This window comes from Methanohalophilus profundi (assembly GCF_004137855.1).
Taxonomy (GTDB): Archaea; Halobacteriota; Methanosarcinia; order Methanosarcinales; family Methanosarcinaceae; genus Methanohalophilus; species Methanohalophilus profundi.
In genome coordinates this window covers 1,277,859-1,303,620 of sequence record NZ_QBKB01000002.1, presented here as the reverse complement: position 1 = coordinate 1,303,620, position 25,762 = coordinate 1,277,859, and the positions used below count along the sequence as shown (strand labels likewise).

Below are 25,762 nucleotides of genomic sequence, written 5' to 3'. Positions count from 1 at the left end.
AATCACAGGAATTGTGTTAAGGTGGTTTTCGGGGGTACAGGGAGGAGAGGAGGATCCTGACATGGGGTGAGGAGGAGGAGGAGGAGGGGGGTGAAATACCCACCATCCTAGTTAGAAAAATGGATGAATTTAACAAAAATATAGATTGTAAAATACTATATTCCGCCAATACTATATACTATGGATGGTGGCATAAGACTTGTAAAATACAGGTTATTATTGATAAAACGACAGGTGTTTTGAAGATATCAAAGTCTACCATATTTTTTATGTGCTTGTTCGGCTGTCAAGACATCAAAGACATTTACCACATGTTCATTTGAATTTATTCTATAAAAAATTCTATAATTTCCCACTCTTAGGCGATATGCCGCATCGTAGGTGCCTTTTATTTCTTTTTTATCTCCCCGACCGTCTCCCGGAAAGGGTTTACTAAGGCCTTTGATTTCTTTTTTGAGGTTATCTCTCAACGTTGGTGGAATACCATCAAATATATTCGGTAATACTAATACATCATATTTCATCGACACTAATAAATTCCTCTTTTCGGTCAGTTACAATTTTTCGTGAATATTCCAGGAAAGAATTACGATTATGCTCTATAATCAAATTCTCAATTACAGAGTTATAGTCATCTCCCATGGAACCGGTTTCTCTTAAAGCGTCACGAGTCTCCACTTTAATCTGTATTGTTGTACTGCTCACCATTTGGCTTTCACTCCTTTTTTTTCTGTTGCTTTCTGTTTGTCTTGGTTTTCATGATTTTTCTTGGCTTCCATATTTCTTATGTTAACCTATGGTGACTATAACTATTATAGTATGTTATAGCATATATAGTTTGTGTAATCAAGAAGTTCTGCAAGATATCTAGGCTATAATATGACATGTGATTGTGGTAACGTTATTGATAGAGATAGAAACAGTGCTATCAATATCATGATACGTTACCTATCCAATTATGCCACCTGGACAGGCTATGAGCATTTTGCTCATAATCTACGACAAACAGGGTTATTGACATTTGATGTATCCCAAATACATCCAATGAATGAAATAACAACTCGTAGGAATCTCCATGCGTAAGCGTGGAGTAGTTCAAACGTTCCTTTACTTAGAATGGTTAAACAATCTCTAAGTAAAGCAGTTTTATGGATTATTTGGATTTATTGTAAATGTTGATATTGCTCAAAAGGTGCAGATACAGACCTGGATGATCGCCTATTTCCAGCATCCTCTGCAAAAACAATCGAAACCTGTAACTCTTACAGAGTTATAGGCATTCAACTCCGTAGGAGGTGAGTGTATCTACAGAGGCGAAATGAAACTGATCCATCCAGGACCGTGCATTAACTATAGGGTTAAGTAAAAAAAAGTCACTAAACAGACATTCAAATTTTACGGCCATCGATATCTGCTTAGGATTGTCTAAAATTTTTATAGTCCCGCCCGGATTCGAACCAGGGTCTTCGGCTCCAAAGGCCGAAAGGATTGACCACTACCCTACGGGACTGCTACTGTTCACTGTGATAATCGCATAATCCTACTTAATTTTTATGTAAGAGGGGCTGCTTATTTCCTGATATAAGGTTTAATTTGCGGCTATCCTGCCCGGCGGTTGCCAGCACATCAGTGTGCGGGAGGGAATACATGACAGGAAGATTGCCCGATTCGCCATAACCGGTGTTTGCCCGCTGGATGAAGGGAGAAATGTACCGCATGCGTACGGGGCAAGGTCCGGCTCGGCAAAAGCATGGCCTACTCGATAATGCGCAAATACCCAGCTGCCATCCAGATAACAATGGGATGAAAAAATAAGTTCACGTCTGTATGATCACGGTCAGGATATCCTCATCCTCAAGGACATGCTCCAGCCCTGCACGCTGGCCCGGGTGTTTGGCCGATTCACCCCATACATAGGCATACCTGAACTTATCCCGGAAATCGCGATGCAGGTGATCACACACATCTCCCACCGTGCTTCTTATACGGATGATAAGCGGCTCCTCCATATCCGCAGCCTCTCCCCGGGGTTTGAGGTATATCCGTATGAAATCCAGGGAATTGAAAATCATGTCCTTTACCTCTTCCAGATGGGTGCCCTTATTGGCAGAGATAAGCAGGGAATCCGGGAACTTTTCCCTTACTTTAGGCAGGGTGTTTTCGTCCGCCAGGTCCACCTTATTGATAACAGTCACATCGGGAATATACACACGGTTGCCCATCACCACATCGATCAGCTGGTCCACATCTATATCATCCCTGATAAGCACATGGGCATTGTTTATCTTATAATCATCCAGGATTGCCTTGATAAGATCCTCCGAAAGATCCAGGTCGAGGGTGCTGCTCACAGTGATTCCACCGCGATCCTTCCTCTTGATCACGACATCAGGCGGATGCTGGCCCAGCCGGATACCGGCATCATAAAGCTCATTTTTTAGAACCTCAAAATGTTCTGTCTGGAAAACATCAAGCATGAAAACTACCAGATCACTGTTACGTACAACTGCGATAACTTGCTTACCCCGGCCACGCCCGCTGGCTGCACCCCTGACAAGACCCGGTACATCCAGGATCTGTATGGACGCACCTTTGTGTTCCATTACACCGGGAATAACATCCAGGGTTGTGAATTCATAAGCACCGATTTCAGAGTTTGCTCCTGTAAGCCGGTTCAGGAGAGTGGATTTACCAACTGAAGGAAAACCTACCAGTGTAACCGTAGCATTTCCTGATTTACGTACTCCGTAACCTTCCCCGCCGGATTTGGCAGAAGCTTTCTTCTGGAGATCCTCACGCAAACGGGCAATCTTGGCTTTAAGTTTACCTACATGATGAGATGTTGCTTTGTTATAAGGAGTGTCTCGAATCTCTTTTTCAATATTGGCAATTTCGTCCTCGACGCTCATCGCCACCTAACACCACTTCAATGTTAAAAAGACTTTCCCGTTCCCGCAATCCCATAACTTTTTTGTTAATATTACCAGTTGTATTCAACCTGCAGGCTCCTCCCGGGCAAAAACAAGTACATCCCGGGGATCGATTTCCACCAGGCATTCCGAACCCGGCCCTATATCCAGTTTCCCGAAGTTGCGGTTATCCATCTCCGACAGCAGCACTGATCCGCCACCCGGAATATCCACAGCCACAACCCTGCTTGCCCCCCTGTTGACAACACTGCGCACAGTCGTGGGGAATACATTGCAACCGTTTATATCTTCCCCGGCAGGATGAAGATGCACATTCTCCGGTCGCACACCCCAGGCATAGCTGCCACCCGCATCAACATTCTTTGTGGTGGTTATTGAGATTGAATCCGTATCCAGGACAAATCCATTCTCAGACTTGCCTGCAAAATCGGCATCGAAAATATTCGATACACCCACAAGTTCTGCCACATGTCTGTTACACGGATTATAGAAAACGTCCTCAGGCCTGCCTTCCTGCTGCACCGAACCCTTATGCAATACCACTACTTTATCGGCCAGCGTGAAGGCTTCAACCGGATTGTGAGTGATGAACAACACTGGAATGTCCATTTTCTCCTGGATACTGTGTATCCTCTCCCGCAGGCGCATCCGGACAACCATATCAAGTGCTGAAAAGGGTTCATCCAGAAGTAATATGTCAGGATTAGGAGCCAGGGCGCGGGCCAGGGCAACTCGTTGTTTCTGTCCTCCCGAAAGCCGGGAAGGATACTGGTCCTGCAGGCCCGTTATGTGCAGAAGATCCAGCATCTCATGCAACCTTTGCTCTTTTGCATCATCCGATTTGCCTTTTAACCCGTAAGTGATGTTTTTGGCCACATTCATATGCGGAAAAAGGGCATAATTCTGGAAAACATAACCCGGCTTGCGGTCCTGGGGAGACAGGTTCTTTTTTGAACCGCTGTCAAAATAGACCTTGCCATTAACTTCAATAAAACCCCTATCAGGTTTCCCCAGCCCTGCAATACATCTCAGGGTTGTGGTTTTCCCCGAACCGGAACGCCCAAACAGGACAACCAGTTCATTTGAAGCAGTAAAATTAACATCCAGATTAAAATCCGGTGCATCCTCCTGGCCTGAATATCTTTTTTTTTATATCAACCTGAATATTACCAGTCATGTCTCACACCTTCCACCTGTTAACAAGTTTTGCCGTTGCAGCCATGGAAACAAGCGACATTATTACAAGGATTACAACAAGAATATTGGCAAGACTGTCATTGCCTGACTGGAAGGCAGTGTAAATAGAAAGCGACATGGTATTCGTTTTTCCGGGAATGTTGCCCGCAACCATAAGGGTCGCACCGAATTCCCCCACAGCCCTTGCAAAACTCAACATCAGCCCTGCTATAATTCCTTTCTTTGCAAGGGGCAGGGTCACAAAAAGGGCAGTTTCCAGTTCACTGTGCCCCAGTGTATAAGCCACGTATTCCAGTTCCCGATCCACACTCCCTATCGCAGCGGATGTGGTCTTAACCATCAACGGCAGGGATACCACAAATGCAGCGATCACGGCTGCCTGCCATGTGAAAAGAATGCCAAAACCCGTAATTTCAAAAATATACTGACCCAGCACACCATTCTTCCCGAGCAATACGACCAGCAAGTATCCGGTTACCGTGGGAGGCAATACAAGGGGCAGGGTCACCAGAATGTCCACAAGGTTCTTGCCCGTAAAATCGCGGCGTGCCAGCAGGTATGAAATGAGCAGGCCCACTAAGACCACCAGTATCGTTGAGAGGGTGGCTATCTTCAGGGTTATATACAGGGGATAAATAGCCTGCTCAAGCACAAAACTCACTCTACCTTAAATCCATACTCTTCCAGAATACGTTTGCCCTCTGGCCCTGTTACAAAATCAATGAATTTCCGGGATGCTTCCTTTGCCTCGGAATCTGCCAGGATTGCCACCGGATAACTTATATTGGCATCTACCGGCACCTCTCCTACAATCCTGATCTTGTCGCTCTCAGAGGTTTGTGCATCGGTCATATATACAAATCCTGCATCTACTTCCCCGCGTTCCACATACACAAGGACCTGTTTCACATTTCCCGCAAATATGGTCTTGCCTTCAATAGCCTGCCAGAGCCCTGCCTCTTCAAGCCCCTGTTTTGCATAACGTCCCACCGGCGCAGTTTCAGGATTGCCCAGGGCGATCTTTGTGACCTCCTCCGAGCCCAGATCCTCAAGATTTTCGATCTGGTTTGTACCTGCAGGTACTATCATAACAAGACTATTGCGGGCAAAATCCCGCCTTGAATCAGCATCTATCATATCTTTCGTATCCAGAATATCCATGTGTTTCTGGGATGCTGAAGCAAAAGCATCGATCGGTGCTCCCCCCTCAATCTGCATCCTCAGGGAACCTGAACTTGCAAGGTTGAGATTGACCTTTATATCAGGATTATCAGCCTCGAACTGTTTTACTATCTCACGGTAACTTTCCGTCAAACTGGCAGCCGCAGATACCGTAATTTCCTCACTGTCAGTTTCCTGCGCGGATGATGCAGTGGAATTGGCCAGATATGCACCTATCACAGCTACGACTGCTATTGTTGCTACCAGAAGTATTATCTGATTATTTCGTTTCATTCAACCACCTTATGCCCTGCGATATGTTCGGACATGCATAACGGTGCATTGATACATATGCACATAAATAAGTTTCTAAAAGAGCCAATGAAACGAAATCAATTCTCAAAGAAAGTGACTTCAACCTCATTCCCGGCTTTCACAAAAGTTATTTGCGGTTCGATTACAATGAAACCATCGGCCTTTGCCAGTGTTGTTATTGAAGCAGAGGTTTTATCCACCGAATAGGCCCGTCCATCAACTACTTCCACACAATGGTATTCCAGCCTGTTATCAGAATACACGTCATCCATAAGGGTTGCTTTCACCCGTTGTCTTTCAGGCGCAGAAATCCCCAGCCCCTTTCTTACAAGCAAGGACACGATCTCATTGAATACCATCAGGGATGCTGTAGGATTACCGGGCAATCCAATCACGGGAATATTCCTGACCGATGCAATTATTACCGGTTTGCCGGGTTTGAACTTTAAGCCATGCATCCGGATTTGCCCTTCTTCTTCCATTAACCGGTACATGAAATCATCCGAACCCGCCGATGTGCTGCCGGTTGTCAATACGATATCACATTCAGAAACTGCCTCCAAAAGGAGAGAACGGGCTTTTTCAGGTTCATCCCTAACTATACCATAGACCACAGGAGTTGCCGACAAACGTCTGATAGCGGTTGACAGAGTATAGGAATTGGCATCATAGATCCTGCCTGGCCCGAGAGGATTGCCGGGCTCGGTCAATTCATTCCCGGTAGAGATAATGCCCACTTTCAGATTTTTCACAATTGTATTATTGATACCCAGCGCCGCAAGGATACCAATCTTTGCAGGAGACAACATTTGCCCTGCTTCAAGAACAGTCTCACCTCTGGAGATATCAGTGCCTGCAGGAAGGATGTGCTGGCCTTGCCTGATATCACTGTGAACACACACTTTCCCTTCTGCAAGAGTGGTATCTTCCACCATTACAACAGAATCACTTTCTTTTGGAATCGGTGCCCCGGTGGAAATATCCACAGCTTCACCTTTTCCAAGGGATAGGCTATCCCCTCTGCCCGCAGGTACATAGTCTTTCAGCAACAGACATGTACCCGGCGAGGGAACATCTTTGGCACGGATAGCATAACCATCCTTGAGTGCCTTGGCAAAGGGTGGAACATTGATGGCAGATACTATATTTTCTGCAAGTATGCGACCATCGGCACGTTCAAGTGAAACATGCTCCACTCCGCAATTTACGGGCAAGCCGTCCAGAATTTGCCTGGCCTCATCCAGCGATGTTAGGTCGTTGAGTATTTTGCGCATCTTCGTTTGTGCAACCTTCAACACTTATTCGTAGATTGGAGTACCGGTAGTAGTTGTGATCTCCTCGAAAGCCTTTACCATTTCCCCGGTAATGGGCCCGGGTTTTCCATCTCCGATAAGCCTTCCGTCAACCTTTGTAATGGGGGCGGCTTCTGCAGCAGTGCCGGTTACAAAAACCTCATCTGCTGTGAATAAATCAAAAAGCCCTACATTTTCCTCAAGTACCTCATAACCTCTTTCCATAAGTAACTCAATAGCTGTTGCACGGGTAATACCCTTCAGATTGGAAATTGTTGGCGGAGTATACACTTTGCCATTCTTTATGATAAATATATTATCCCCGGAACCTTCACAGATGTAGCCGTTGCCGTCCAGGAATATCGCTTCGTCGCCCCCCTTGGCATTGGCCTCAATCTTGGCCAGAATATTATTCAAGTAGTTCAGGGATTTGATATTCGGGGAGAGGGCATCGGGAGCGTTGCGCCGGGTTGCGACCATGACTGCTTTTAAGCCAACCTCATAGAGGTCCCCGTACATTGCCCCCCATTCCTGGGTAATGATGAATATATTGGGAGTTTTGCATTTGCGGGGATCAAGACCGAGGTCCCCTACACCACGGGATACGATGGGTCTTATGTATGCATCACTGAGATCATTTTTTCTCAGGGTTTCCAGGATTGCCTGACTCATCTCTTCCCTACTGAGGGGAATGTCCATTGCGATAGCCTTTGCAGAATCAAATAAACGATCCACATGTTCTTTTAACTTGAATACCCTGCCGTTGTATGCCCGGATCCCTTCAAAAACACCGTCACCATAGAGGAAACCATGGTCATAGACAGAAGTGGTTGCTTCGGATTTGGGGACATAATCACCGTTATAATAAACCAGAACTTCACTCATTTTCAGCCCTCTTAATATGACTTATCAGTATTAAGATGGACAAATGTAATCATAATATATATGAATATTTGCAAACTCATATCCAACAGTTGACAAAAGGCTTTTATGCACCAAATCCTATTTCATGTCGCTTCACTATCCTGGGCCCGTGGCTTAGCCAGGATATAGCACCGGGCTTCTAACCCGGTGGTCGTGGGTTCAAATCCCACCGGGTCCGCATCAACTTTTTTTTTATTTTACTGCCACCGGTTGAGTTATCAATTCCCCGGGTTATAGTCTATGTTGCTAGACAATGGCAAGAAAGAAACTATTGTAATCTCCATATTTTAATTCAAAGAGAGGGAACACTTAAAATCTGGATCCAGTTATAATTAAAAGAGAGTGTGAAATATGAAAGAAGCGGAAGAATTGCTTAAAAAAGACCTGTTTGCCCGGCATATTGGAATAGAGTTGCTGGAAGTTTCAAAGGGATATGCAAAAGCTTCCATGAAAATAGAAGACAAGCACAAAAACGGCGTCGGTACAGTACAGGGAGGTGCCATATTCACCCTTGCAGACTTCACATTTGCAGCTGCTGCGAACTCACACGCCAATGTAGCTGTTGCCATTAATGCCAACATAAGCTATCCAAAGGCGGCCACTGAGGGCACCCTTACAGCCGAAGCTTTCGAAACATCCCTGAATCCCAAAATCGCAACCTATACTGTAACTGTCACAGATGGTACGGCAGACACTGTTGCCCGTTTTGAAGGGCTTGCATACCGGAAAAGAAACCTAATTGAAGATATTATCTGAACTTATTTCAAGGATAAAAGGTACTGTGCCAGTTCCCCGTGGTTATCAAATATCTTATCTGCTCTCTCCAGTTTATCCGGGGAGACATAAGTAGGGACAGCCACACAATACATCCCTGCTCTTTTAGCCGCTTCTACACCTTTTGTTGCATTCTCCACCACAACACAATCCGTGGGATTTACTTCAAGCATATGGGCAGCCTTTAAGAATGGCTCCGGTTCGGGTTTGCCTTTACTGACATCATCCCCGCTGATGACAGCATCAAAGATGCCCGGGAAAAAATCATCCACTATATGCTTAACAATTGACCTGTCAGCACCTGAAACCATGGATAACAGAAAATGGCCCTTTAGCTGTGGCAAAATCGAACGTATTTGTTCAAAGGGCCTGAAACTGGCCGTCCGTTTGAATTCCTCCTGATATTGTGCAAGAAGGCCTTCAATGTCCAGAGATTCAGGATCGATGTTTTGCGTTTTAATATGTGAGTTACAATATCAACTGTTCTGGAACCTTCCATATCATAGATGGTTTGTTCATCGAGATGTATTCCCACCGCACCGAATACCCGGTTAATTGTTTTAACATGATGGGGCATTGAGTCAATGAGAATGCCATCCATATCAAAAATCAAAGCCCTGGTCATGTATAAAAATACTCCCTGATATCAGGAATCATCAGATGCATCATGTTTGTGCAGAGCAATCTCAATATTGGTATGGATATCCTCTACTTTAAAAGGTTTGGATATATAACCGGCAGGGTGCGTTAATTTCGCCCTTTCAAGGGTTTCTTCATCAGTATAAGCGGTCAGATATATTACAGGAATGCCAAAATTTTTCCTGATATAATCTCCTGCCACGATTCCGTCACCTTCTCCTTTCAGCAAAATATCCATCAAAACCAGATCCGGATAAAAAAGATCGGCTTTGCGTATAGCATCCTCTGCAGAAGATGCCGTACAGGGAATGGAATAGCCTAAAGATTCAAGTTTGCTTTTAATTCCCATAGCAACTATATTTTCATCCTCGACTATCATTATTTGTGCATTTTTCATAAAGGACCTTCATAAATTTACAGCTTATATAATAAATCATTACAGATAACACTTGCACAAAAAAATTACAGGTGTTGTTATGAGGGAATTATTGAACTAATTACTCATGAAGTGTAACTTAATATAAATTTATTGTTGTCATTCATATAAAGCTTGATGGTTCATATATTGCAAATAAATTATACATTCCTGACCCCTTATATAACATAAAAGCTTGAGTGAAAGCATGACACTGGACCGAAAACCTCTCTTGTTAATGATACTGGACGGATGGGGATACTCACCCACCATAAAAGGAAACGCTGTGGCACAGGCCAAACCCCCTGTCCTTGACAGGTTAGAAAAAGAAAACCCAACCTCCTTTTTACAGGCTGCAGGCAAATCTGTAGGCCTTCCACAGGGACAAATGGGAAACTCCGAAGTAGGCCACCTCAACATAGGTGCAGGCAGAATTGTCTATCAGGACCTGACCCGGATAAACCTGGCAATCAAAGATGGGGAGATCTATGAAAACCAGGTTCTGCTTGATGCCATCAGGAATGTGAAGGAAAAAAATTCAAAACTGCATATCATGGGACTGTTTTCCCGCGGTGGGGTTCACAGCCACATAGAACACATGCGTGCCCTGATAAAGCTGGCTAAAAGGGAAGGCTTAAGTGAAGTATTCATCCATACTTTCCTTGACGGCAGGGATGTACCCCCCCGGGCCGCCCTTGAGGATATGATAGAGCATGAATTATTCTGCAGGGAAACCGGTGTCGCAAAGACTGCCAGTGTATCCGGCAGATACTATGCAATGGATCGTGACAAACGGTGGGAACGTACCCAACTTGCCTATGACGCCCTGACACTGGGAGATGGAATAACTGCTGAAAATCCTGTGGAAGCGATACAGCTTGCCTACGACAGAGGAGAAAATGACGAATTCGTCAAACCCACTGTTATTCAGGAGAAGGGCAAACCTGTAGCCACAATTGAAGATAACGATTCTGTGATCATGTTCAATTTCCGTCCGGACAGGGCAAGGCAGCTTACCTATGCATTTGTGGAAGATGGATTCGAAGGATTCGAGAGGAAAAAGTATCCACAGGTGCACTATGTCTGCATAACCCAGTATGATGAAAAACTGGACGTACCTGTTGCCTATCCCCCCAAAGAAATAAAAAATACACTGGGCGAAGTGTTGAGCAGGGAAAATATGTCCCAGTTGCGTATCGCTGAAACTGAAAAGTATGCTCATGTCACCTTTTTCTTCAATGGTGGAGTGGAAAAGAAATTCAAAGGAGAAGAAAGATGCCTCATTCCCTCACCCAGGGTTGCAACCTATGACCTTAAACCTGAAATGAGTGCCTATGAAGTTGCTGAAGAACTCACCAGCAGGATCGAATCCGCAAATTATGATGTGATCATACTCAATTTTGCCAACATGGACATGGTGGGACATACCGGTTTCTTTGAACCGACTATCAAAGCCGTAGAGGCTGTGGATGAATGTGTGGGAAAGGTAATAACTAAAATACAACAGAAAGGCGGTGAAGCATTGATAACGCCGACCACGGAAATGCGGAACAAATGGAAGAAGCCCATGGAGACCAGCCCCATACAGCCCACACAAGCAACCCGGTTAAATGCATATGTATCTCAGAAAGACAAAATATCAAAATGAGAGACGGAATCCTTGCCGATGTTGCACCGACTGTCCTGCAAATGCTTGCAATAAAACAACCCGAAGAAATGACAGGTAAGCCACTGATTGTTCAAAACCATTGATCCAGGGTTTGCTGACTTCGCTGTTTGCCGGCTTTTTCAAGACGATCTACAGCTTTGAAAACTCGTTCCTCAGAGAAATCGTGCTGTTTGCAAAGGAAATCCACTATTTTTTCCTTTTGTGGAGATTTCCATTTCAGTTCATAAGCATCAGTTACAGGTGGATTCAGGAAAAAATCGATCTTTGCATCAAGCTCGTCAATGGCTTCACCCCTCTGCTCCAGAACCTTATGAATACTGCCATGTTGTTTTATTAATTTAAGGGCGGTTTTGGGGCCGACTTTCTCCAGCCCTTTATTATAATCAGTACCCACACACAGGGCAATACCGATCAGTTGCTGGCGGTCTATATCCAGTAACTTGATGTTTTGCATAAGATCAATTGATTCGGGTTCTACATCAATGTAAACATTCTTACCCGGCAATTTGCGTTTACCCGTAATTGTAAGATTGCGCACTACCCTCGGAGCACCGAAAAGCAGGGAATCGTAGTCCTGGGAAGCACTATAATCTGCATCACCTTTGTTCACCATATAGGCTGCCTGTGCTTCACCTTCAGAAGGAGCCTGGACACAGGGAATTCCCATGAAATCCAGAAGTTGCATGGAATCCTCCACTATGTGGGCATCTACCTTTGAAGAAGCCTGTGCATATTTGTAGGCTTCCTCTGACAGGCCTTTTTCTTTTGCTTCATCCCATTTTGTACGGGCCTCTTCCCTGGACTTTTTACGCTGGCTAATTGTATCTGCCTTGAAATCAGGAGGTTTGCCATCAAAAACAAAAACAGGTTTTATACCGGCTTCAAAAAGATTGGTCATCCTGTACAGGATACCGGATAGATGGGATGTGATATTGCCCCTGGAATCCTTCAGGGGAGTACCATCACGTTGCCTTATGATGCTCAAAAACTGGTAAAGGGTATTATATCCATCAATCGCCACAATCCTGTGAGCAAGATCATCAAATCCAACCTCTCTTTTTTCCAGTATGTCCCCTATATCTACACCCATTCAGTGTCCTCTTAAATTGGTTTAATGAAGTTGAATATCCGTATCGAGGCGTATATCCAGCACCGAGTCATCATCGGCTTTCATCCGCCCTACCTTCAGTATATTACCTGCCCTTTCAAGGAGAGTTGTTCTGGAAACCTGTAACTGATGACCATCCTTCTTGTCACCTTTATGGACTACCAGCACATCATTTCCTTCAACAGCGGTTTTACCTGTCCTGGAGAGCATATTCCTGATTACCTGCTCAAATTCCGAATATATCAGAATTTCTGAATTTTTCCCGGATTTTTTTATGACACCGATTGGTTTAAGATTAATTTGCATTGAGCCCACCCACCATTATGAAACTTGTTGATAATTGCCCATACAAACCATCACATTAATATTGTTTTCGGCAGATGTCGATGATTAAAAATAATGAAGAATAGAAAAGATTAACGATAATTTCTTCTGTTAAAGGTTTCCATGGCATCATCCACCACATTGGTGACAGTATCCATTTTTTCACCCATGTTATCTTCGACACTCTGAATATTAATCCGAAGAGAGCGTTCTCTTAGATCGAGCTGCTGCTCAATCTTACGCATCCGCATGTCCAAAGAAAGGAGCATCGCTGCAAGAGCTCCTACCATTACAATGGCAGCAAGAACTATCAATGAGTTAGCCGGACTGTATTTGAACCTGCCCAGCCATACATATGTCAACACAAAAGCTGATACAACCATAACGATAGAAAAAACAATGTCCCTTGTTTCCATGGTAAGACCTCTATTTTACTTAATCCATGTTACTACTTAAGTATTACATAAACTTAATTAATGGATATTGCATTAGGTTCTGTACCATACAAACAGGATGAGAAAATTTGAGCGATAATGAAAACGGAATCAAGGAATACTTCCCGATGATTGTAATGGCCGGCTTTATACTGGTCATCCAGATCATTGCACTTACCCTTGCACAACCAATGAACGATCTGGGTATGCAGGCAGTAGATAACCCCCAATCAGCAACCAATTCCATATACTACATAATCGCAATTCTCATATTCACCCTGTTTTTACTTTTCGCTATCAAGAAAGAAATACAATGGGTAATCCAGATGATTATCCTTGTTGCTGTTGCTTCTACCATGTATTACGGATTCTATCCCCTCTTCCACCTTACAGGATTGGGAGGAGAAGGTCCGATAATCGGAGGTCTGTTAATGGCAACTGTTTTCACCATCTTGCTTTACGTCCATCCTGAATGGTACATAATAGATTTTGTAGGAATCATTGTGGGAGCAGCGGCAAGTTCAATATTTGGAATATCATTTGGTATTTTGCCTGCGATTGTGCTGCTGGGTCTGCTTGCAGCCTACGATGCAATCTCGGTGTATAAGACAAAACATATGATTGCCCTTGCAGAAGGCGTGATGGATCTAAAGCTGCCAATCCTGTTTGTCATACCTAAAAAAAGAAATTACTCATTTATTGAGGACACTCCATCAACAGAAGGGGAAAAAGAAGCCTTCTACATGGGATTGGGTGATGCTATAATGCCAACAATTATAGTAGTTTCTGCAAATGTATTCCTTCCCCATGAAGGCTTCGTAGGAATTCCCGCCATAGGAGCAATGGTCGGTACCCTTATCGGATTTTTTGCCCTGACAATCCTGGTAATGAAGGGGAAACCCCAGGCAGGCCTCCCATTTTTAAATAGCGGGGCAATTCTGGGTTACGTGGCTGGTGCTTTAATAGCCGGGATGCCGCTTCTGGGATAAAATTACCTGTCCGAACCTGTGATGTTGCATGAATCGCAGTCACTATCACAGGAAGGGGAATTATCATTTATCTCGTCATCAAGGGCACGTGTGCCTTCTGCAAGCACCGAGGCATTGGATAGGGCCCCGCCTATAAGAATAGCATCAAATATCTGCTCCCTTGTCAAACCAAGCCTGCTGGCAACCCTGATATGCATCTTGAGACAATGGTCACATCTCAGTGCAGAAGCAACACCCACACAGATAAGTTCAATTGTTTCAGGATCGAGTCTTTCAAACTCCCGCATTATAGAATTATCATACATTACTTTAGGGATTAACAGCTCCGGCATATCTTTCATGAAATTGAGAATATAGGGTACTTCCCCATATCGTTCCTCAACTGTTGAAAGCACTTCGGAAACCGCTTCATCTTCATCTTTTTCAAGAATTTCCTTGATATTTTCCAGATCCATTACACACCCTCTGTATCATACAGTAAATCCGGTCTCTGAGCGGCGGCGAATCTTTATGAGAATATAGTCCTTCATTTTTGAAGGCATGATATTTGCCACATCCGAGAGGGAGATATTTTCATCCAATTCCAGCTGTTCCATTTTTTCATGGAATTGTCCAAAGGGAAGTTTCACCCTCATTCCATCCAGTTGAAGGGTTATTGGAGCAGGGGATAAAACATCATTAATTTCAGGCACCTGCTCTTTAATCTCCTTCATTACTCTTGCAGGCAATACTGCAAGAGGATCCCGGGATATTTCCTCACGCATTTTATCCACAACTTCCCCGACAGTCTTATTCAATACATCAAGGCTGTCCATCTCACCTTCGTTACGCAGCCTGTGAGATACACGTCCAATGCCTCCAACATAAACATCGGCACCCTTTACATCCTCAGTCTTAAGTGCAGGGCTTCCTGTAGCCACAATAGGAACATCTACACCCGAGAAAAGTTTGGGCTTCTTATTTATTATACAGTCACTGAAATTCCCAAAACTGTAAACGGCAATGTCATGTTCGTTGATTAACCGCCTTTCATAATCCTGAGAAAGAGCCACTCTTCGACCCATTCCCCGTGCAAGTCCCAGCATATTGGTATTAGCACCATCCCTGCGCAGATGTTCGGCAACATCACATGCCGAATGAGGAAGATGATGGTAGGCAAGGGTTGGGGATACTACAGCTATTTCAGTACCTGTTAAGGGAGCTCGCGTGAGTTTGCCCAGTATTTTCTTTGCAAGTTCTTCCATCAGGGGAACATCTTTACGGGGAATCAACATCACAAGATTAATTTCCGTTGCAGCCGGCGTACTCTGTACAAGATAGCCGCCCAGGTCTTCCAGGAGTTCAATAATAAGGCCATGTTTGTGCACACCGCCTTCATAGACATAGGGTTCAAGCACTGCTGCCACTGGCATCATCTCCCTTTAGTTCTTCCAGCATCGTGTGTGCTTCATCAATCCATTCTTTTTGCATCGTATCCTCGGATGCCACAAATATGAAATCATTGCCGTTCAATGAATGATGACGTACCCTGAAACCTTCAGGAGCTACCCTGATAGCCATATCCGCCAGATTGGACTTGAGTGTGCGCCTCGGGTCATCCACAACAAGATTTTCGAGAGAGCCTATCTCCTCCTCCGGATTATCCACAAACAGGGAAATAGTCCACCTGTCCGGTTGCTCAAGGCTGTCACGTCCATACCTATCCCAGAGCATCTGCAACAGACGTGGAAGATGTTTTTCTACAGATATCTTGATCAAAATTTCTCCTTCATGGTCCCCTTTTTGTATTTCAGCAAAATCTTTCAATATTACCTGTGGAAGAACACCACGTACAACTGCCGCCAGCTGGAAAAGAGAATCTTCGGGCCTTATTACTACTTTGATTTTTGCGATTCTGCCTGCCATGCCCAGATCGGAGATTATATCTGATACAATCTTTCGATAAGGTGGGGCTTCCTCTTCAACTGTGGTTTCAACCACGAACTTTTCAAGGGTTGCCAATTCAAATCACTCCTTATCCACAAAACCAGAAACAAGCAGCGCGGCACCCACTGCACCGATATGCTGGGCATATGGAGGGACAACAACATCAATCTTGAGCAGTTCTTCCAGAGCTTTGGGTACACCAGCAATCAGGGATGAACCACCCACCAGGACAAGGGGTTCTTTAACTTCAATTTCCTGGAGCTGCTGTTCAAATATTTGTTCCACAACACTGTGACACGCTGCAGCAGCCACGTCTTCGGGCGTAGCTCCCTTGGCAAGGGAATTAACCAGGGACTGGATTCCGAAAACAATACAATAACTGTTCATTTCTACATTTTTCTGCATTCCCTTGATTGCAAGGTCCCCGAGTTCCGTGATATCCACACCCAGTCTCTTGGAAGTCATTTCAAGGAATCTGCCCGAAGCACCCGCACAAACGCCTCCCATGGTGAACATGCCGGGAATGCCATCCTGTACGGAAATGGCTTTGTTATCCATACCGCCAATATCAATTACAGTGGCATTACCCTGCTGTGTCTTTGCAAGGTAGACCGCTCCCTTGGAATTTACCGTAATTTCTTCCTGCATAAGGTCGGCGTTGAAGTGATCGCCTATAAGGAAACGTCCGTATCCTGTTGTACCGATTGACTGCAAGTCCTCTCTTTTGACATCGGCCTGATCCAGTGCCTGCTGAAGGGCTTTTTCAGCACTTTCAAGCACTTTGATGGTGGGCACCCAGCCTTCACCGATTATCTCGTCATCCCTCATAACTACAGCTTTGGTAGTTGTTGAACCAGAGTCAATACCTGCTGTCAATCCTTCCTGAATTTCCCTTGCAAGTAAATGTTTGCTCTTTGCAATGGTTGTCAGGGCTTCCATACGTGTCAGCAGGGTAGCCGCAGTTGTTCGCTCGGTAAAAGAATAACTTATAACCGGCAGACCCGAATCTTCAAATATATAACGGCGCACTTCATTACGAACAATCGCAGCTTCAGCACATCTAAAACAGGTAGCAACAAACACAGCATCCACCTGAGCCACACCTTCTACTACAGCTTTTGCCCTGGCCATCATGAGACGCAGATCAGGACTTGCGACTTCCAGCCCGAATTCCCCGCCTATGGTGTCCATCGATGCCACATCCATCTCCGGATAGACAAGTTCCGCATTCAAGGAAGATGCTGCCGATTCCAGTTCCTTCTGGATACCGGCATATTCAGAACCGCATGAAACCAGTGCTATCGTTACTTTATCAGAATTATTCATTCTTCATCCTCCTCTTTGGACAGGGATTTCAGGAATTCAGCAATCTGGTATACAAAGTCTTTACCTTCTTCTTCAGTGCGAGGATATTTGACTTCAAGGCGGGGAATGTCCCTTTGGCGTGCAAGGAACTTTGTAAGTTCATTGGCACGTGCACACCCCATGCAACCAAAAGCAGATGCCGAATCCAGCACTATGATCGCAGCTTCAGCTTCATCAATCAGAGGGCCCACTATGGACATACGGCCCCTCACACCGGCAGGAACTTCTACTGAAGCATATTTCAAGCCATGTTTGGGATCTTCGGGAGTAATATTGATCGGCGGGGAATCTACACCTACTGTAGTGATTTTTTCCCGGATCTTCTCCATCATTGCAAGGGGTTTATGGCCAAACCTTTCAACGAGATCAGAAAGGATAAGGCTGTTAGTGGGGTAGATGAAAATTTTTGCCAAGGTGTCACCTCATAATTCAGATTCAATAATATCTTTAAGTTTGGATGGTGAAATTTTGTCAGGAGATTCTTTCTTTTCAGCCGGATTATATGTCTCATACTCATCAAGAGCTTTGCTGATTATGGGCAATGTTGCTACTTCGTTTCTAAGGTAATGGAAACCCGGCCTTGGACCTCCGCCTCTGGAAGCCCTGCAGCGACGTTCATCACCTGGCGGGAAACCCCTCTGTTTCACAAAAACATGATTCGGATCAAGGGCCCTTACTTCAGCTACTACCTTTTCCACTGAATCACGCGGACCTGTTACCATTGTGCCGAAACAGGTTTCCTTAATGGTAATATCTACATCGGACTCATAGATTTTCATCGCAGCATCAGAAGGAAGTACACTGTCTGAGTCAATCACCATGATCTTTGTAATCTCATCAACATCCTCCCCGCTCATTCAATCTCCTCCTTGTTACTTTCCAGAACGTACATGGTATCCTTTTCGGTCAATGCCTTGAATTTCTCGGGCTCAAGGATTTTTCCTATTATATTGGTACTTGAAAATTTCTCTCCGGTGGGACCAAACAGATCGTCATCCTCTGTTTTGACCCCCACAATACCCATTCTTTTGGCGGCCTGGTTAGTAATCCCAATCTCAAAAGCTTTGGTTTTATCCACAAGCACGTTTTCCGGCAAATTTCCTTATATTTTTCAGCGGACTTTGCGGCTTTAAACAAGTATGTATCCTCATATATCATCATCACAGGCAGTGTACCTATAGGCCTGAAGGTAAGACCTACTGAGTGCCTGAAGAAATCCAGGGTTTTAGGAGCGAGTTCATCATACAGTTCAACACGAATTACCAGGGAATCCGGTGCCCCGGTTGCAATTACTTTTTTTGCCAGCAGGATATCGATAGTACTGGAGGGTTGAAGTTTCACAATATTGGCATCGTCTTCTTTATACCCTTCACGTACCAGTTCAACCCCCAGTCCTTCAAGGTGTTTTTCAGCTTCATTAAAGCCCATGCCAAGTATATTGATGGGAGCAGGATCCGTCTTTACAAATATAGAGTGACCCTTTCCTGCCATATGGATAAGTTCAATACCTTGTTCTATATTGCCAATTACCGAATGTACAACACTGGCAGCTCTTTCATCACGGGAGATGAACACTTTACCGGTGCCATAACCTGCAGTTCGTACCCATACAGCACCATCCTTTCGGGCTTCAAAGTTTTCAAAGGAGCAGATCTCACCTTTTAAATTACTGTCACTTATAAAAGAACTGGAGTCATCGTCAACTTTGAAAAATCCATCCTTAATTAGACCAAAGAAAAATTCAGCTCCTTCAGGAGATTCAGGAGCAAGTTTTATCCCTATAAAGGTAAAGAGACCATCACCATCCTCCAGGGTTGTGCTAGTATCATCTGTGACCAGGTGTTTTGCAGATTCCTGCCATTCAATTACGGGTTCAATTTCAAGAATGCGATCAGAGCGCTCAAAACTGGTCAGAAGTTTCTTACCGCCCACGACCCTGGCAAAAGGACCATCTGCAGGTGCACCGTAGTCTGCAGAATGCTCTGCAAGGGAAAAAAGAAGATGGAAATTAGAAGGGTTATATCCCCCAGCTGAAAATAATACATCATATTTATCCAGCTTTGCGGGAGTTCTTTCCGGTTTCAGAGATTCCGAAAATGGGCCAAAGGCTGTGGCATCCTTGCTGCCCCAGCGCAGGGAAATTCCTTCATATTGCTTGAAACCTTCCATCCACCTGCGGGCAGAAGCGGAAAGATGATCAATTATTTCAAGACGTAATTCTCCTTTTGTAGTCTTGACACGATACTCCCTTACACTTTCAGAGCGGACACTTTCTGATTTCTTGAGAATGCCCACACAAGCACCTCTTTTGTAAGGTGCCTCTGCTGTATCGATGGCTTCCTGTACTGTAGCACCATCCGGGAGAGATAACTTCTCGCCGTTAACAAGCACTTGAATCGTCCCTAATTCCTCCAATCACTACATAGAGAGCACTTAATAATAAAGTTACTGTTGAGGAACTTCTTCAAGTTCCTTTTCAGTAAGCTGGGAAAGGACGGTTTCTGGTTCTCCGATATCAACTATCTTTGAATCTCTCATTAGTGCTACACGGTCACAGATATCAGTAAGGAAATCCATATCATGCGAAACTATCACAAATGTATTGCCCATCTCTTCCCTTGCCTTCAGGATGGATTTGGTTACCTCGGTCCTTGTAATCGGATCCATTGTCCCAGTTGGTTCATCCATTAAAATGATATTTGGTTCTTTCATTAAAATCTGAGCCAGAGCAACCCTGTGCCTCTCTCCTTCACTTACCTCATCTGCCATTTTAGGAAGGATGGATTTGGCTTTGTTTTCAGTAAAACCGCTTGTCACAAGAGTATTGATAGCCTTTCTGGTAGCAAGTTCATAGGGAAGATCGATCCCGATGGATTCGGTCAGGTTATCGATGATTGTCCTGTGTGTGTACAGACCATATTCCTGATGCAGGATACCCATGTAGCGAACTGCACGGCCCCTGTTGTCAGCTCCGGGTTCTCTCATATTCACCCACTCATCACCAACGCGAACATGCACTGCCCCGCTTGTTGGTTGTACATTGCCCATGAGCATTTCAGAAGTAGTTGTCTTCCCTGCACCACTGGTACCTGCAAGCCCGAATATCTCACCTTCCTTCACATTAAAGCTCACACCGCCTACGGCATAAACTACTCCTCTTGAAACGGAGATGTATTTTTTCACAAGGTCTTCCACCCTGATGATGTCCTCGCCTACATTGGCTTTTTCCCATTCACCAATATCAGTGACCATTTTCATAAAGTCGCGGGAGACATCACAGGCATCACCTTCACATACAATTTCCCCGTCCTCAAGGATAATTGCCCTATCAGCCAAATCCTCAATGACATCTGACCAGTGAGAAGTGATTACCATTGTCATGTTGTGGGATGAAACTGTATCCTCTACAACATCATGTACCACTTTTGCTGTCCTGGGGTCAAGAGTTCCTGTCGGTTCGTCTGCAAGCAGCAGCATGGGATTTCTCACAAGCTGGCGTGCAAGAACTACCCTCTGTTTCTCACCACCACTTAAATCACGAGCAACATGCATCATCCTGTGGGAGAGACGAACTTCTTCAAGAAGTTGTACAGCATGCTCCATTGCATCGGGACCACTGTAACCAATCTCTGTCAGGGAATTTACTACATTGGCAATTACCCTGTCATCTCCATAAAGGGCAAAGGTCCTCTGGAGCATAATCGCAACCCTTCGGGATACTGCCCTGCGCTCGTTATTATGGATGTCAAGTTTTGCAAAATCTGCTTCAAACGCTTCAAAATTACTGTTTTCGCAATGTGAACAGGCCTTCCCCACCATACTGGGTGGTTCTATATAGCCACATTTTTCACAGCGTGCAACGTGATAGATTATTGAACCTGTGATTTCATCTAATTCCTCGGCACCGCGAAGCGCATGCATCAATACCGTTTTACCGGAACCGCTTTTTCCCAAGATTCCGACAACTTCACCTTCATTTATATTGAGATTGATATTCTTTAAGACCGCTGCACCATTATAAGAGATGGTAAGATCTTTGATCTCGATGAATAATGACATTTGAGTACCTCCGACATGGATATTATCAGACCTGTTTTGAGATTATACAGTAAATGTACTTAACATTTTGCACGGTATGCACAAAACCATAAACCTGTGACCAGGCCCAACATAACCAAAAATTTAAATCTGGTATTTTATATCTGGATTACATTGAACACTACATAAACGTAACGCATAATTATATCGCTGTTAACTTTTAAAAACCGGCTTCTGATAGTGTTAAGATGAAATTGCCACATCTGCAAACCTGACAACTTCAGCAATATTGCCCACCACTACATCAGCAGATTCCTGCAATCTGGGAGGGCGGGAGTCCCCCTGCTGAACTGTAAGAATTCCCACATCAGCTGATCTTAATGCCAGCATATCATTCATCCCGTCGCCCACCATAATGACTTTATAGTACTGTTTTTTAAGATCCTTAATAATTCTTTCCTTGTCAAATGTAGAGGCAATATCAAAAACCCCATCAATAGGAACACCTATGCAGCGGGAGAGTCTGTTCAGGTTTTTCATGCTATCTCCTGAGGCAATATAAAGACCCACTCCCCTCTGATGAAGAGCTTGCAAGGTATCCTTGCTTTCAGGATAAAGGCGGCCCCCCGTACTAACCACATAGGTTACTGACTGCTCAACAACATCTACTATAAACCCACACGCCAAGTAAAAGATATTGGGACAGCGGGTCTTAACCCTGCAAAATACCTCCTGGACATCCCCGAGAACCAAATCGCTTTGCTGGACGATTTTTGAGATTTCAGAGGGGGATACCTCACCATTGGAACAGCTCACATCCAGCTCTACGTGTTCTCTTTCCATGAAATCCGAAAGTAACCGGCGGGGTTGTGACTCCAGTATCATCTCCATATCGGCATGGAGCACTACAAGTGCCCTGCCTTTGCGACCTGCCACCAGCATCGTGCTTTCTATATCTTCCAGCATCATCCCGTTGGACATATCCCTGGCAACACGGTACATATGCAACAATGTTCCCGCACTGTCAAAGACCACTGCCAGTTTGTTTTCCATACTGGATAAAGCGAGAGAAGCCGATTAATATTTTTCGTCCGCGGGGTTGTGACTCCAGTATCATCTCCATATCGGCATGGAGCACTACAAGTGCCCTGCCTTTGCGACCTGCCACCAGCATCGTGCTTTCTATATCTTCCAGCATCATCCCGTTGGACATATCCCTGGCAACACGGTACATATGCAACAATGTTCCCGCACTGTCAAAGACCACTGCCAGTTTGTTTTCCATACTGGATAAAGCGAGAGAAGCCGATTAATATTTTTCGTCCGATTGCCTAATAGTTGTGTGACTTCTAGAATAAAATATACTGGATTGATCTAAATGATTAATATTAATGCGTGTGATAAAATTACACCAGCACAAACAATAAGTATCATGTAGATACTATTTATTTACAATGTGGGGTTCCAATGAATATTAACCAACCAGAACCCCACATCGGCCTAGAGGCAGAGCTAGTTTGCTCTTTACATTATATAAACATAGCTTTGCCTCTAGAGTAAAATCAAAGAGGTAAATCGATGAAAACAAGTGTTAAATTTGGCATAGGTGCAATGCTTGCAGCAATATTGCTGTTAAACTTGGTTTTTGTACCAGCTGTGTGTGCAGATTCAAGCACATCTGACAAAGTACAGATGCCAAAAGAACTAAAACAATGGATGATGGAAACCCAAAAGGACGAAGAAACTAAACTTTGGATGAAAGAACAGACTGAACAATGGATGCAGAACCATACTTTGAATGTCACTTCAACCAAGACATACACGTACAAAGACGGATTGATTGAAATCAAAGAGACCTACACCGGCAGAGAACTGAAAAAGAATCTAGGAATCAATAAGTTCGAAAAGATGGAAAAACTTAAAGTTCCTGAAAATGCCGAAAAAGCGCTGTCATTAAATGGTGAAACTTTTGCTCTTACCGAAGAGAACCAAAGAATCACTGTAACTGAAAAAACAGTGGTAATGACTACGGAAACTGACCCATTTGAATGGTGGGACATAGGGTATGAATACCCGCAATACACGTGGTCTGAATACTACGGTGTATATACCAGAGCTGATCCGATTAATCTGGCATGGGAAGGAACCAATATGAGCACAATAAAGGGAAAAATATTGGATGAAGGTTGGGTTAGCGTAGCTTATCCATATGAGCATAACCAGTATGTATCTGATCCGCAATATGATTGGGTTTTAGACGAAGGTGTGGCAGACGATAAAACAGGTTTGCTTACTGAGCGCTATCATGTTAGATTATTTGATCTTTCCACTCAAGATATTGTTGGAAATGCACATCGTGACAGCCTGCCACTCCATGAAGTGATTGAACTTGAAACTGCTGAAGACCTGGTTGCTGGTTTCTTTGATAATGATGTTTCTAACTGGTGGGTACTTTATGATTATGAGGAACTCGACAATGAAGAAGGGACTCCAAATCAGGAACCATTCTGTGACGGAGAAGCGACCTGTATATTTAAGGTCGGAAGTTAAAACTGTAAAGGCTGCGCTATAAATAGAAGGTGATTTGATCACCTTCTTATTTTGAGGAAATTATATGGACCTACAGAAATATACAAAAAATATTCAGAATACTACATTAATATATTCAATAATTTTATCAGTATTGATAGTCATCTTTTTTTATGAACATCGATGCATTCGAGCACGCACTTGAAGAAACAACAGGCAATAAAATAGCACTTGGTGAAATGGTTTTTCTTTTGCCTGTTATACCGATTATTTATGGATGGGTCACAAAAGATAAGGTGGGGGGGATTGTAGTAGGAGTGGTACCAATAACCAGCCTTATGATTTATGGGCATTTTTTAGGAATAAGTGCTCACCCTTACACTTACGGTTTGAGTTATATCCTTAAAGTGACCGCTTATATTGGAGTTTTGGATGTTTTGGGAGGCGGGGCCGGATACCTGGCTTCAGAAAGGAAGATAGGACATCTTCTCGTTGCAATATGTTTAAGTATCGTCTGGATGCTGGTAATTTTCAGTGGTATTAATTGATTTATTAATGCCTATATTAAGTATATTGTATATCAAACATTACCGCAGATGCAAAGTAACAAAATCATAAGGGACACAATGTCATACAAACCATCTATTAACAAATTGTCAACTGTAGCACTTTTTATACTGGCAATAAATACAATATTATATTATTTACTTGGCTACTTCCATCCAAACCCGGGAGATTATAACTCATACTTTATGCTTCCCGGTTACATAATAGGCAGTATTTTCGCCATTTTACTGTTATATGCGATAATCGCTATTGCTATTTCGATTTTCAAAGAAATATCAAGGAAAATAGTGACGATGCTACATTAACAACAGTAAACCAATTGTGCAAAAGGGGGCTGACAAAGGCCCCCTTAAGTTCACCCCACAATTTCAATCTGTGAAACTCCACTTAGTTCAATCTCAGGTGTGCCCTTGTAATCCTGTATCTTACCTGTCACCAGTACATCCTTACCCTCATAGTAAATATCAGGAGATTGAGGAAAGTTTGACCAGCTGTCCTGCCATATAATTACAGTGAAGTAACCTTTGTAAGGATCATAGAAATTCAGATAGATTATACCATCCTCTTCAATTTTAGCTGTTGATACCACCGTACCTTCAACCGTTTTCACCTCACCTATGTGGTTACCTGCTTCCAGATAAGAAATAACTGCGGTATTGTTATTTTTCAAATAGGACCAGATCCCTGATTTCTCAGCTCTTGCATGTTGCTGGGCTTCAGCAAAAATATGCTGATATTTCGTGTCGGGCTCATAGGCCTTGGCCAGAGCCAAACCTTCTTCCACAAGCTCCCTGTTTACCAGTTCACCGTCAAGCCAAACGTATCTCAATAAACGGTCATAAGTATCCCGGTTACTGCTATCCCCTTCCAGCAAAACCTGCTTACCTTCGATCCGGTTGGACAAATAATATTTTGCCTCGGTATAATAGGGTTCATCTACCTCCGGTGTATCTATCCCGATTAGTCTTACTTTCTCCCCGGAATCCGTCACAAAAGTATCCCCATCTATCACGCTGGCAACCGTTGTGGTCGAATTCACAATCTGGCTTTCATCCGAAGAAAGACATCCACAAGAAATTAGTATGAAAAGAGCAACGACCATAATTAATGACTTTTTAAACATAGGAAGAAAATAATTCTGCCACTATTAAAATATAATTGTACCC

Annotated in this window: 30 protein-coding genes, 2 tRNA genes and 1 pseudogene; 6 read left to right on the top strand and 27 right to left on the bottom strand. The window is 43.9% G+C overall.

What is annotated here, in order from left to right; genetic code table 11:
* Positions 1-248: 248 nt before the first annotated feature.
* From C9889_RS06885 to ilvE, 10 genes are all read right to left on the bottom strand, one after another.
* Positions 249-524 carry a type II toxin-antitoxin system RelE family toxin gene (locus tag C9889_RS06885; RefSeq protein ID WP_129598199.1) on the bottom strand — a complete coding sequence of 92 codons (276 nt, stop codon included), beginning with the start codon at positions 522-524 and terminating at the stop codon, positions 249-251.
* Entirely contained in the window at positions 514-708 is a 195-nt protein-coding gene (locus C9889_RS06880; protein WP_129598197.1) for a hypothetical protein, read from the bottom strand. The genes C9889_RS06885 and C9889_RS06880 overlap by 11 nt, the downstream gene beginning before the upstream one ends.
* Before the next feature lie 729 nt (positions 709-1,437).
* Positions 1,438-1,510 (bottom strand) — tRNA-Gln (locus C9889_RS06870).
* Positions 1,511-1,544: 34 nt separating this feature from the next.
* Positions 1,545-1,718 (bottom strand): hypothetical protein, encoded by a 174-nt coding sequence (locus C9889_RS10110; protein ID WP_164999310.1) that lies wholly within the window; start codon positions 1,716-1,718, stop codon positions 1,545-1,547.
* Positions 1,719-1,817: 99 nt separating this feature from the next.
* Entirely contained in the window at positions 1,818-2,909 is a 1,092-nt protein-coding gene (locus C9889_RS06865) for an OBG GTPase family GTP-binding protein (RefSeq protein WP_129598195.1), read from the bottom strand.
* Between the two features lie 84 nt (positions 2,910-2,993).
* Positions 2,994-3,962: an ABC transporter ATP-binding protein gene (locus C9889_RS06860; RefSeq protein ID WP_263854020.1), complete on the bottom strand. Its 969-nt coding sequence runs from the start codon at positions 3,960-3,962 to the stop codon at positions 2,994-2,996.
* Between the two features lie 148 nt (positions 3,963-4,110).
* Positions 4,111-4,779 (bottom strand): molybdate ABC transporter permease subunit, encoded by a 669-nt coding sequence (gene modB / locus C9889_RS06855; protein WP_191985837.1) that lies wholly within the window; start codon positions 4,777-4,779, stop codon positions 4,111-4,113.
* Positions 4,780-4,784: 5 nt separating this feature from the next.
* Positions 4,785-5,582: a molybdate ABC transporter substrate-binding protein gene (modA, locus tag C9889_RS06850; protein WP_129598189.1), complete on the bottom strand. Its 798-nt coding sequence runs from the start codon at positions 5,580-5,582 to the stop codon at positions 4,785-4,787.
* A 98-nt stretch (positions 5,583-5,680) separates the two neighbouring features.
* The gene (locus tag C9889_RS06845) at positions 5,681-6,877 is read right to left on the bottom strand and encodes a molybdopterin molybdotransferase MoeA (RefSeq protein ID WP_129598187.1); all 1,197 of its coding nucleotides are present in this window, start codon (positions 6,875-6,877) and stop codon (positions 5,681-5,683) included.
* Between the two features lie 24 nt (positions 6,878-6,901).
* Entirely contained in the window at positions 6,902-7,780 is an 879-nt protein-coding gene (gene ilvE, locus C9889_RS06840) for a branched-chain-amino-acid transaminase (RefSeq protein ID WP_129598186.1), read from the bottom strand.
* 142 nt (positions 7,781-7,922) lie between these two features.
* Here ilvE and C9889_RS06835 point away from each other — a divergent pair.
* Together C9889_RS06835 and C9889_RS06830 are read left to right on the top strand one after the other, a co-directional pair.
* A tRNA-Arg gene (locus tag C9889_RS06835) sits at positions 7,923-7,997 on the top strand.
* Positions 7,998-8,170: 173 nt separating this feature from the next.
* Positions 8,171-8,575, top strand: a complete 405-nt coding sequence (locus C9889_RS06830; protein WP_129598184.1) for a PaaI family thioesterase — start codon at positions 8,171-8,173, stop codon at positions 8,573-8,575.
* Positions 8,576-8,577: 2 nt separating this feature from the next.
* Here the strand turns inward: C9889_RS06830 and C9889_RS06825 are convergent, their stop codons facing one another.
* The 3 genes from C9889_RS06825 to C9889_RS06815 are packed head-to-tail and all read right to left on the bottom strand — an operon-like array spanning position 8,578 to position 9,629.
* Positions 8,578-9,018 carry an HAD family hydrolase gene (locus tag C9889_RS06825; protein ID WP_225420112.1) on the bottom strand — a complete coding sequence of 147 codons (441 nt, stop codon included), beginning with the start codon at positions 9,016-9,018 and terminating at the stop codon, positions 8,578-8,580.
* Positions 8,925-9,218, bottom strand: coding sequence for an HAD hydrolase-like protein (locus tag C9889_RS06820; RefSeq protein WP_129598180.1), 294 nt, complete (start codon positions 9,216-9,218; stop codon positions 8,925-8,927). The genes C9889_RS06825 and C9889_RS06820 overlap by 94 nt, the downstream gene beginning before the upstream one ends.
* A gap of 21 nt (positions 9,219-9,239) precedes the next feature.
* Positions 9,240-9,629 carry a response regulator gene (locus tag C9889_RS06815; protein WP_129598178.1) on the bottom strand — a complete coding sequence of 130 codons (390 nt, stop codon included), beginning with the start codon at positions 9,627-9,629 and terminating at the stop codon, positions 9,240-9,242.
* Between the two features lie 226 nt (positions 9,630-9,855).
* Between C9889_RS06815 and gpmI the strand changes: the two are divergent.
* Positions 9,856-11,399: pseudogene (gene gpmI, locus C9889_RS06810) on the top strand (2,3-bisphosphoglycerate-independent phosphoglycerate mutase).
* Here the strand turns inward: gpmI and fen are convergent.
* From fen to C9889_RS06795, 3 genes are all read right to left on the bottom strand, one after another.
* Entirely contained in the window at positions 11,387-12,406 is a 1,020-nt protein-coding gene (fen, locus tag C9889_RS06805; RefSeq protein WP_129598176.1) for a flap endonuclease-1, read from the bottom strand. The pseudogene gpmI and the gene fen sit on opposite strands and share 13 nt — an antisense overlap.
* 21 nt (positions 12,407-12,427) lie before the next feature.
* A complete protein-coding gene (locus C9889_RS06800) occupies positions 12,428-12,730 on the bottom strand; it encodes a hypothetical protein (protein ID WP_129598174.1) in 303 nt (100 codons plus the stop codon).
* Positions 12,731-12,840: 110 nt separating this feature from the next.
* The gene (locus C9889_RS06795; protein ID WP_129598172.1) at positions 12,841-13,164 is read right to left on the bottom strand and encodes a hypothetical protein; all 324 of its coding nucleotides are present in this window, start codon (positions 13,162-13,164) and stop codon (positions 12,841-12,843) included.
* A gap of 107 nt (positions 13,165-13,271) precedes the next feature.
* Between C9889_RS06795 and C9889_RS06790 the strand changes: the two genes are divergently transcribed.
* Positions 13,272-14,171, top strand: coding sequence for a presenilin family intramembrane aspartyl protease PSH (locus C9889_RS06790; RefSeq protein WP_129598170.1), 900 nt, complete (start codon positions 13,272-13,274; stop codon positions 14,169-14,171).
* Positions 14,172-14,173: 2 nt separating this feature from the next.
* Here the strand turns inward: C9889_RS06790 and C9889_RS06785 are convergent, their stop codons facing one another.
* The 10 genes from C9889_RS06785 to C9889_RS06740 form a co-directional block, all read right to left on the bottom strand.
* Complete coding sequence (locus tag C9889_RS06785; RefSeq protein ID WP_129598168.1) at positions 14,174-14,626, bottom strand: carboxymuconolactone decarboxylase family protein; 453 nt, start codon at positions 14,624-14,626, stop codon at positions 14,174-14,176.
* A 15-nt stretch (positions 14,627-14,641) separates the two neighbouring features.
* The gene (locus tag C9889_RS06780) at positions 14,642-15,583 is read right to left on the bottom strand and encodes a methanogenesis marker 7 protein (RefSeq protein ID WP_129599474.1); all 942 of its coding nucleotides are present in this window, start codon (positions 15,581-15,583) and stop codon (positions 14,642-14,644) included.
* On the bottom strand, positions 15,561-16,172 hold the full coding sequence (locus C9889_RS06775) for a methanogenesis marker 17 protein (protein WP_129598166.1): 612 nt from the start codon (positions 16,170-16,172) through the stop codon (positions 15,561-15,563). The genes C9889_RS06780 and C9889_RS06775 overlap by 23 nt, the downstream gene beginning before the upstream one ends.
* 6 nt (positions 16,173-16,178) lie before the next feature.
* Positions 16,179-17,423, bottom strand: a complete 1,245-nt coding sequence (locus C9889_RS06770) for a methanogenesis marker 15 protein (RefSeq protein WP_129598164.1) — start codon at positions 17,421-17,423, stop codon at positions 16,179-16,181.
* On the bottom strand, positions 17,420-17,875 hold the full coding sequence (locus C9889_RS06765; RefSeq protein WP_129598162.1) for a methanogenesis marker 5 protein: 456 nt from the start codon (positions 17,873-17,875) through the stop codon (positions 17,420-17,422). Before C9889_RS06765 ends, C9889_RS06770 begins: the two co-directional genes overlap by 4 nt.
* A gap of 9 nt (positions 17,876-17,884) precedes the next feature.
* Entirely contained in the window at positions 17,885-18,319 is a 435-nt protein-coding gene (locus C9889_RS06760) for a methanogenesis marker 6 protein (RefSeq protein WP_129598160.1), read from the bottom strand.
* 88 nt (positions 18,320-18,407) lie between these two features.
* On the bottom strand, positions 18,408-19,853 hold the full coding sequence (gene mmp3 / locus C9889_RS06755) for a methyl-coenzyme M reductase-associated protein Mmp3 (RefSeq protein WP_225420023.1): 1,446 nt from the start codon (positions 19,851-19,853) through the stop codon (positions 18,408-18,410).
* Positions 19,854-19,907: 54 nt separating this feature from the next.
* Positions 19,908-21,521, bottom strand: a complete 1,614-nt coding sequence (atwA, locus tag C9889_RS06750; RefSeq protein ID WP_129598158.1) for a methyl coenzyme M reductase system, component A2 — start codon at positions 21,519-21,521, stop codon at positions 19,908-19,910.
* A 222-nt stretch (positions 21,522-21,743) separates the two neighbouring features.
* The gene (locus C9889_RS06745) at positions 21,744-22,553 is read right to left on the bottom strand and encodes an HAD family hydrolase (protein ID WP_129598156.1); all 810 of its coding nucleotides are present in this window, start codon (positions 22,551-22,553) and stop codon (positions 21,744-21,746) included.
* Complete coding sequence (locus C9889_RS06740; RefSeq protein WP_191985827.1) at positions 22,525-22,785, bottom strand: hypothetical protein; 261 nt, start codon at positions 22,783-22,785, stop codon at positions 22,525-22,527. Before C9889_RS06740 ends, C9889_RS06745 begins: the two co-directional genes overlap by 29 nt.
* Positions 22,786-23,078: 293 nt before the next feature.
* Here C9889_RS06740 and C9889_RS06735 point away from each other — a divergent pair, with 293 nt between their 5' ends.
* Both C9889_RS06735 and C9889_RS06730 read left to right on the top strand, forming a co-directional pair.
* A complete protein-coding gene (locus tag C9889_RS06735) occupies positions 23,079-24,050 on the top strand; it encodes a hypothetical protein (RefSeq protein WP_129598154.1) in 972 nt (323 codons plus the stop codon).
* A gap of 152 nt (positions 24,051-24,202) precedes the next feature.
* On the top strand, positions 24,203-24,577 hold the full coding sequence (locus tag C9889_RS06730) for a hypothetical protein (RefSeq protein WP_129598152.1): 375 nt from the start codon (positions 24,203-24,205) through the stop codon (positions 24,575-24,577).
* A gap of 374 nt (positions 24,578-24,951) precedes the next feature.
* Here the strand turns inward: C9889_RS06730 and C9889_RS06725 are convergent, their stop codons facing one another.
* Positions 24,952-25,719, bottom strand: coding sequence for a thermonuclease family protein (locus tag C9889_RS06725; protein WP_129598150.1), 768 nt, complete (start codon positions 25,717-25,719; stop codon positions 24,952-24,954).
* Positions 25,720-25,762 lie beyond the last annotated feature (43 nt).

Excerpts from the sequence above, each read along its gene's own strand:
- C9889_RS06885 (WP_129598199.1), bottom strand. The coding sequence starts at position 524 with ATGAAATATGATGTATTAGTATTACCGAATATATTTGATGGTATTCCA.
- C9889_RS06880 (WP_129598197.1), bottom strand. The coding sequence starts at position 708 with ATGGTGAGCAGTACAACAATACAGATTAAAGTGGAGACTCGTGACGCT.
- C9889_RS10110 (WP_164999310.1), bottom strand. The coding sequence starts at position 1,718 with ATGCGGTACATTTCTCCCTTCATCCAGCGGGCAAACACCGGTTATGGC.
- C9889_RS06865 (WP_129598195.1), bottom strand. The coding sequence starts at position 2,909 with ATGAGCGTCGAGGACGAAATTGCCAATATTGAAAAAGAGATTCGAGAC.
- modA (WP_129598189.1), bottom strand. The coding sequence starts at position 5,582 with ATGAAACGAAATAATCAGATAATACTTCTGGTAGCAACAATAGCAGTC.
- C9889_RS06845 (WP_129598187.1), bottom strand. The coding sequence starts at position 6,877 with ATGCGCAAAATACTCAACGACCTAACATCGCTGGATGAGGCCAGGCAA.
- ilvE (WP_129598186.1), bottom strand. The coding sequence starts at position 7,780 with ATGAGTGAAGTTCTGGTTTATTATAACGGTGATTATGTCCCCAAATCC.
- C9889_RS06830 (WP_129598184.1), top strand. The coding sequence starts at position 8,171 with ATGAAAGAAGCGGAAGAATTGCTTAAAAAAGACCTGTTTGCCCGGCAT.
- C9889_RS06820 (WP_129598180.1), bottom strand. The coding sequence starts at position 9,218 with ATGACCAGGGCTTTGATTTTTGATATGGATGGCATTCTCATTGACTCA.
- C9889_RS06815 (WP_129598178.1), bottom strand. The coding sequence starts at position 9,629 with ATGAAAAATGCACAAATAATGATAGTCGAGGATGAAAATATAGTTGCT.
- fen (WP_129598176.1), bottom strand. The coding sequence starts at position 12,406 with ATGGGTGTAGATATAGGGGACATACTGGAAAAAAGAGAGGTTGGATTT.
- C9889_RS06800 (WP_129598174.1), bottom strand. The coding sequence starts at position 12,730 with ATGCAAATTAATCTTAAACCAATCGGTGTCATAAAAAAATCCGGGAAA.
- C9889_RS06795 (WP_129598172.1), bottom strand. The coding sequence starts at position 13,164 with ATGGAAACAAGGGACATTGTTTTTTCTATCGTTATGGTTGTATCAGCT.
- C9889_RS06785 (WP_129598168.1), bottom strand. The coding sequence starts at position 14,626 with ATGGATCTGGAAAATATCAAGGAAATTCTTGAAAAAGATGAAGATGAA.
- C9889_RS06780 (WP_129599474.1), bottom strand. The coding sequence starts at position 15,583 with ATGCCAGTGGCAGCAGTGCTTGAACCCTATGTCTATGAAGGCGGTGTG.
- C9889_RS06770 (WP_129598164.1), bottom strand. The coding sequence starts at position 17,423 with ATGAATAATTCTGATAAAGTAACGATAGCACTGGTTTCATGCGGTTCT.
- C9889_RS06760 (WP_129598160.1), bottom strand. The coding sequence starts at position 18,319 with ATGAGCGGGGAGGATGTTGATGAGATTACAAAGATCATGGTGATTGAC.
- atwA (WP_129598158.1), bottom strand. The coding sequence starts at position 21,521 with ATGTCATTATTCATCGAGATCAAAGATCTTACCATCTCTTATAATGGT.
- C9889_RS06745 (WP_129598156.1), bottom strand. The coding sequence starts at position 22,553 with ATGGAAAACAAACTGGCAGTGGTCTTTGACAGTGCGGGAACATTGTTG.
- C9889_RS06740 (WP_191985827.1), bottom strand. The coding sequence starts at position 22,785 with ATGGAAAACAAACTGGCAGTGGTCTTTGACAGTGCGGGAACATTGTTG.
- C9889_RS06735 (WP_129598154.1), top strand. The coding sequence starts at position 23,079 with ATGAAAACAAGTGTTAAATTTGGCATAGGTGCAATGCTTGCAGCAATA.
- C9889_RS06730 (WP_129598152.1), top strand. The coding sequence starts at position 24,203 with ATGAACATCGATGCATTCGAGCACGCACTTGAAGAAACAACAGGCAAT.
- C9889_RS06725 (WP_129598150.1), bottom strand. The coding sequence starts at position 25,719 with ATGTTTAAAAAGTCATTAATTATGGTCGTTGCTCTTTTCATACTAATT.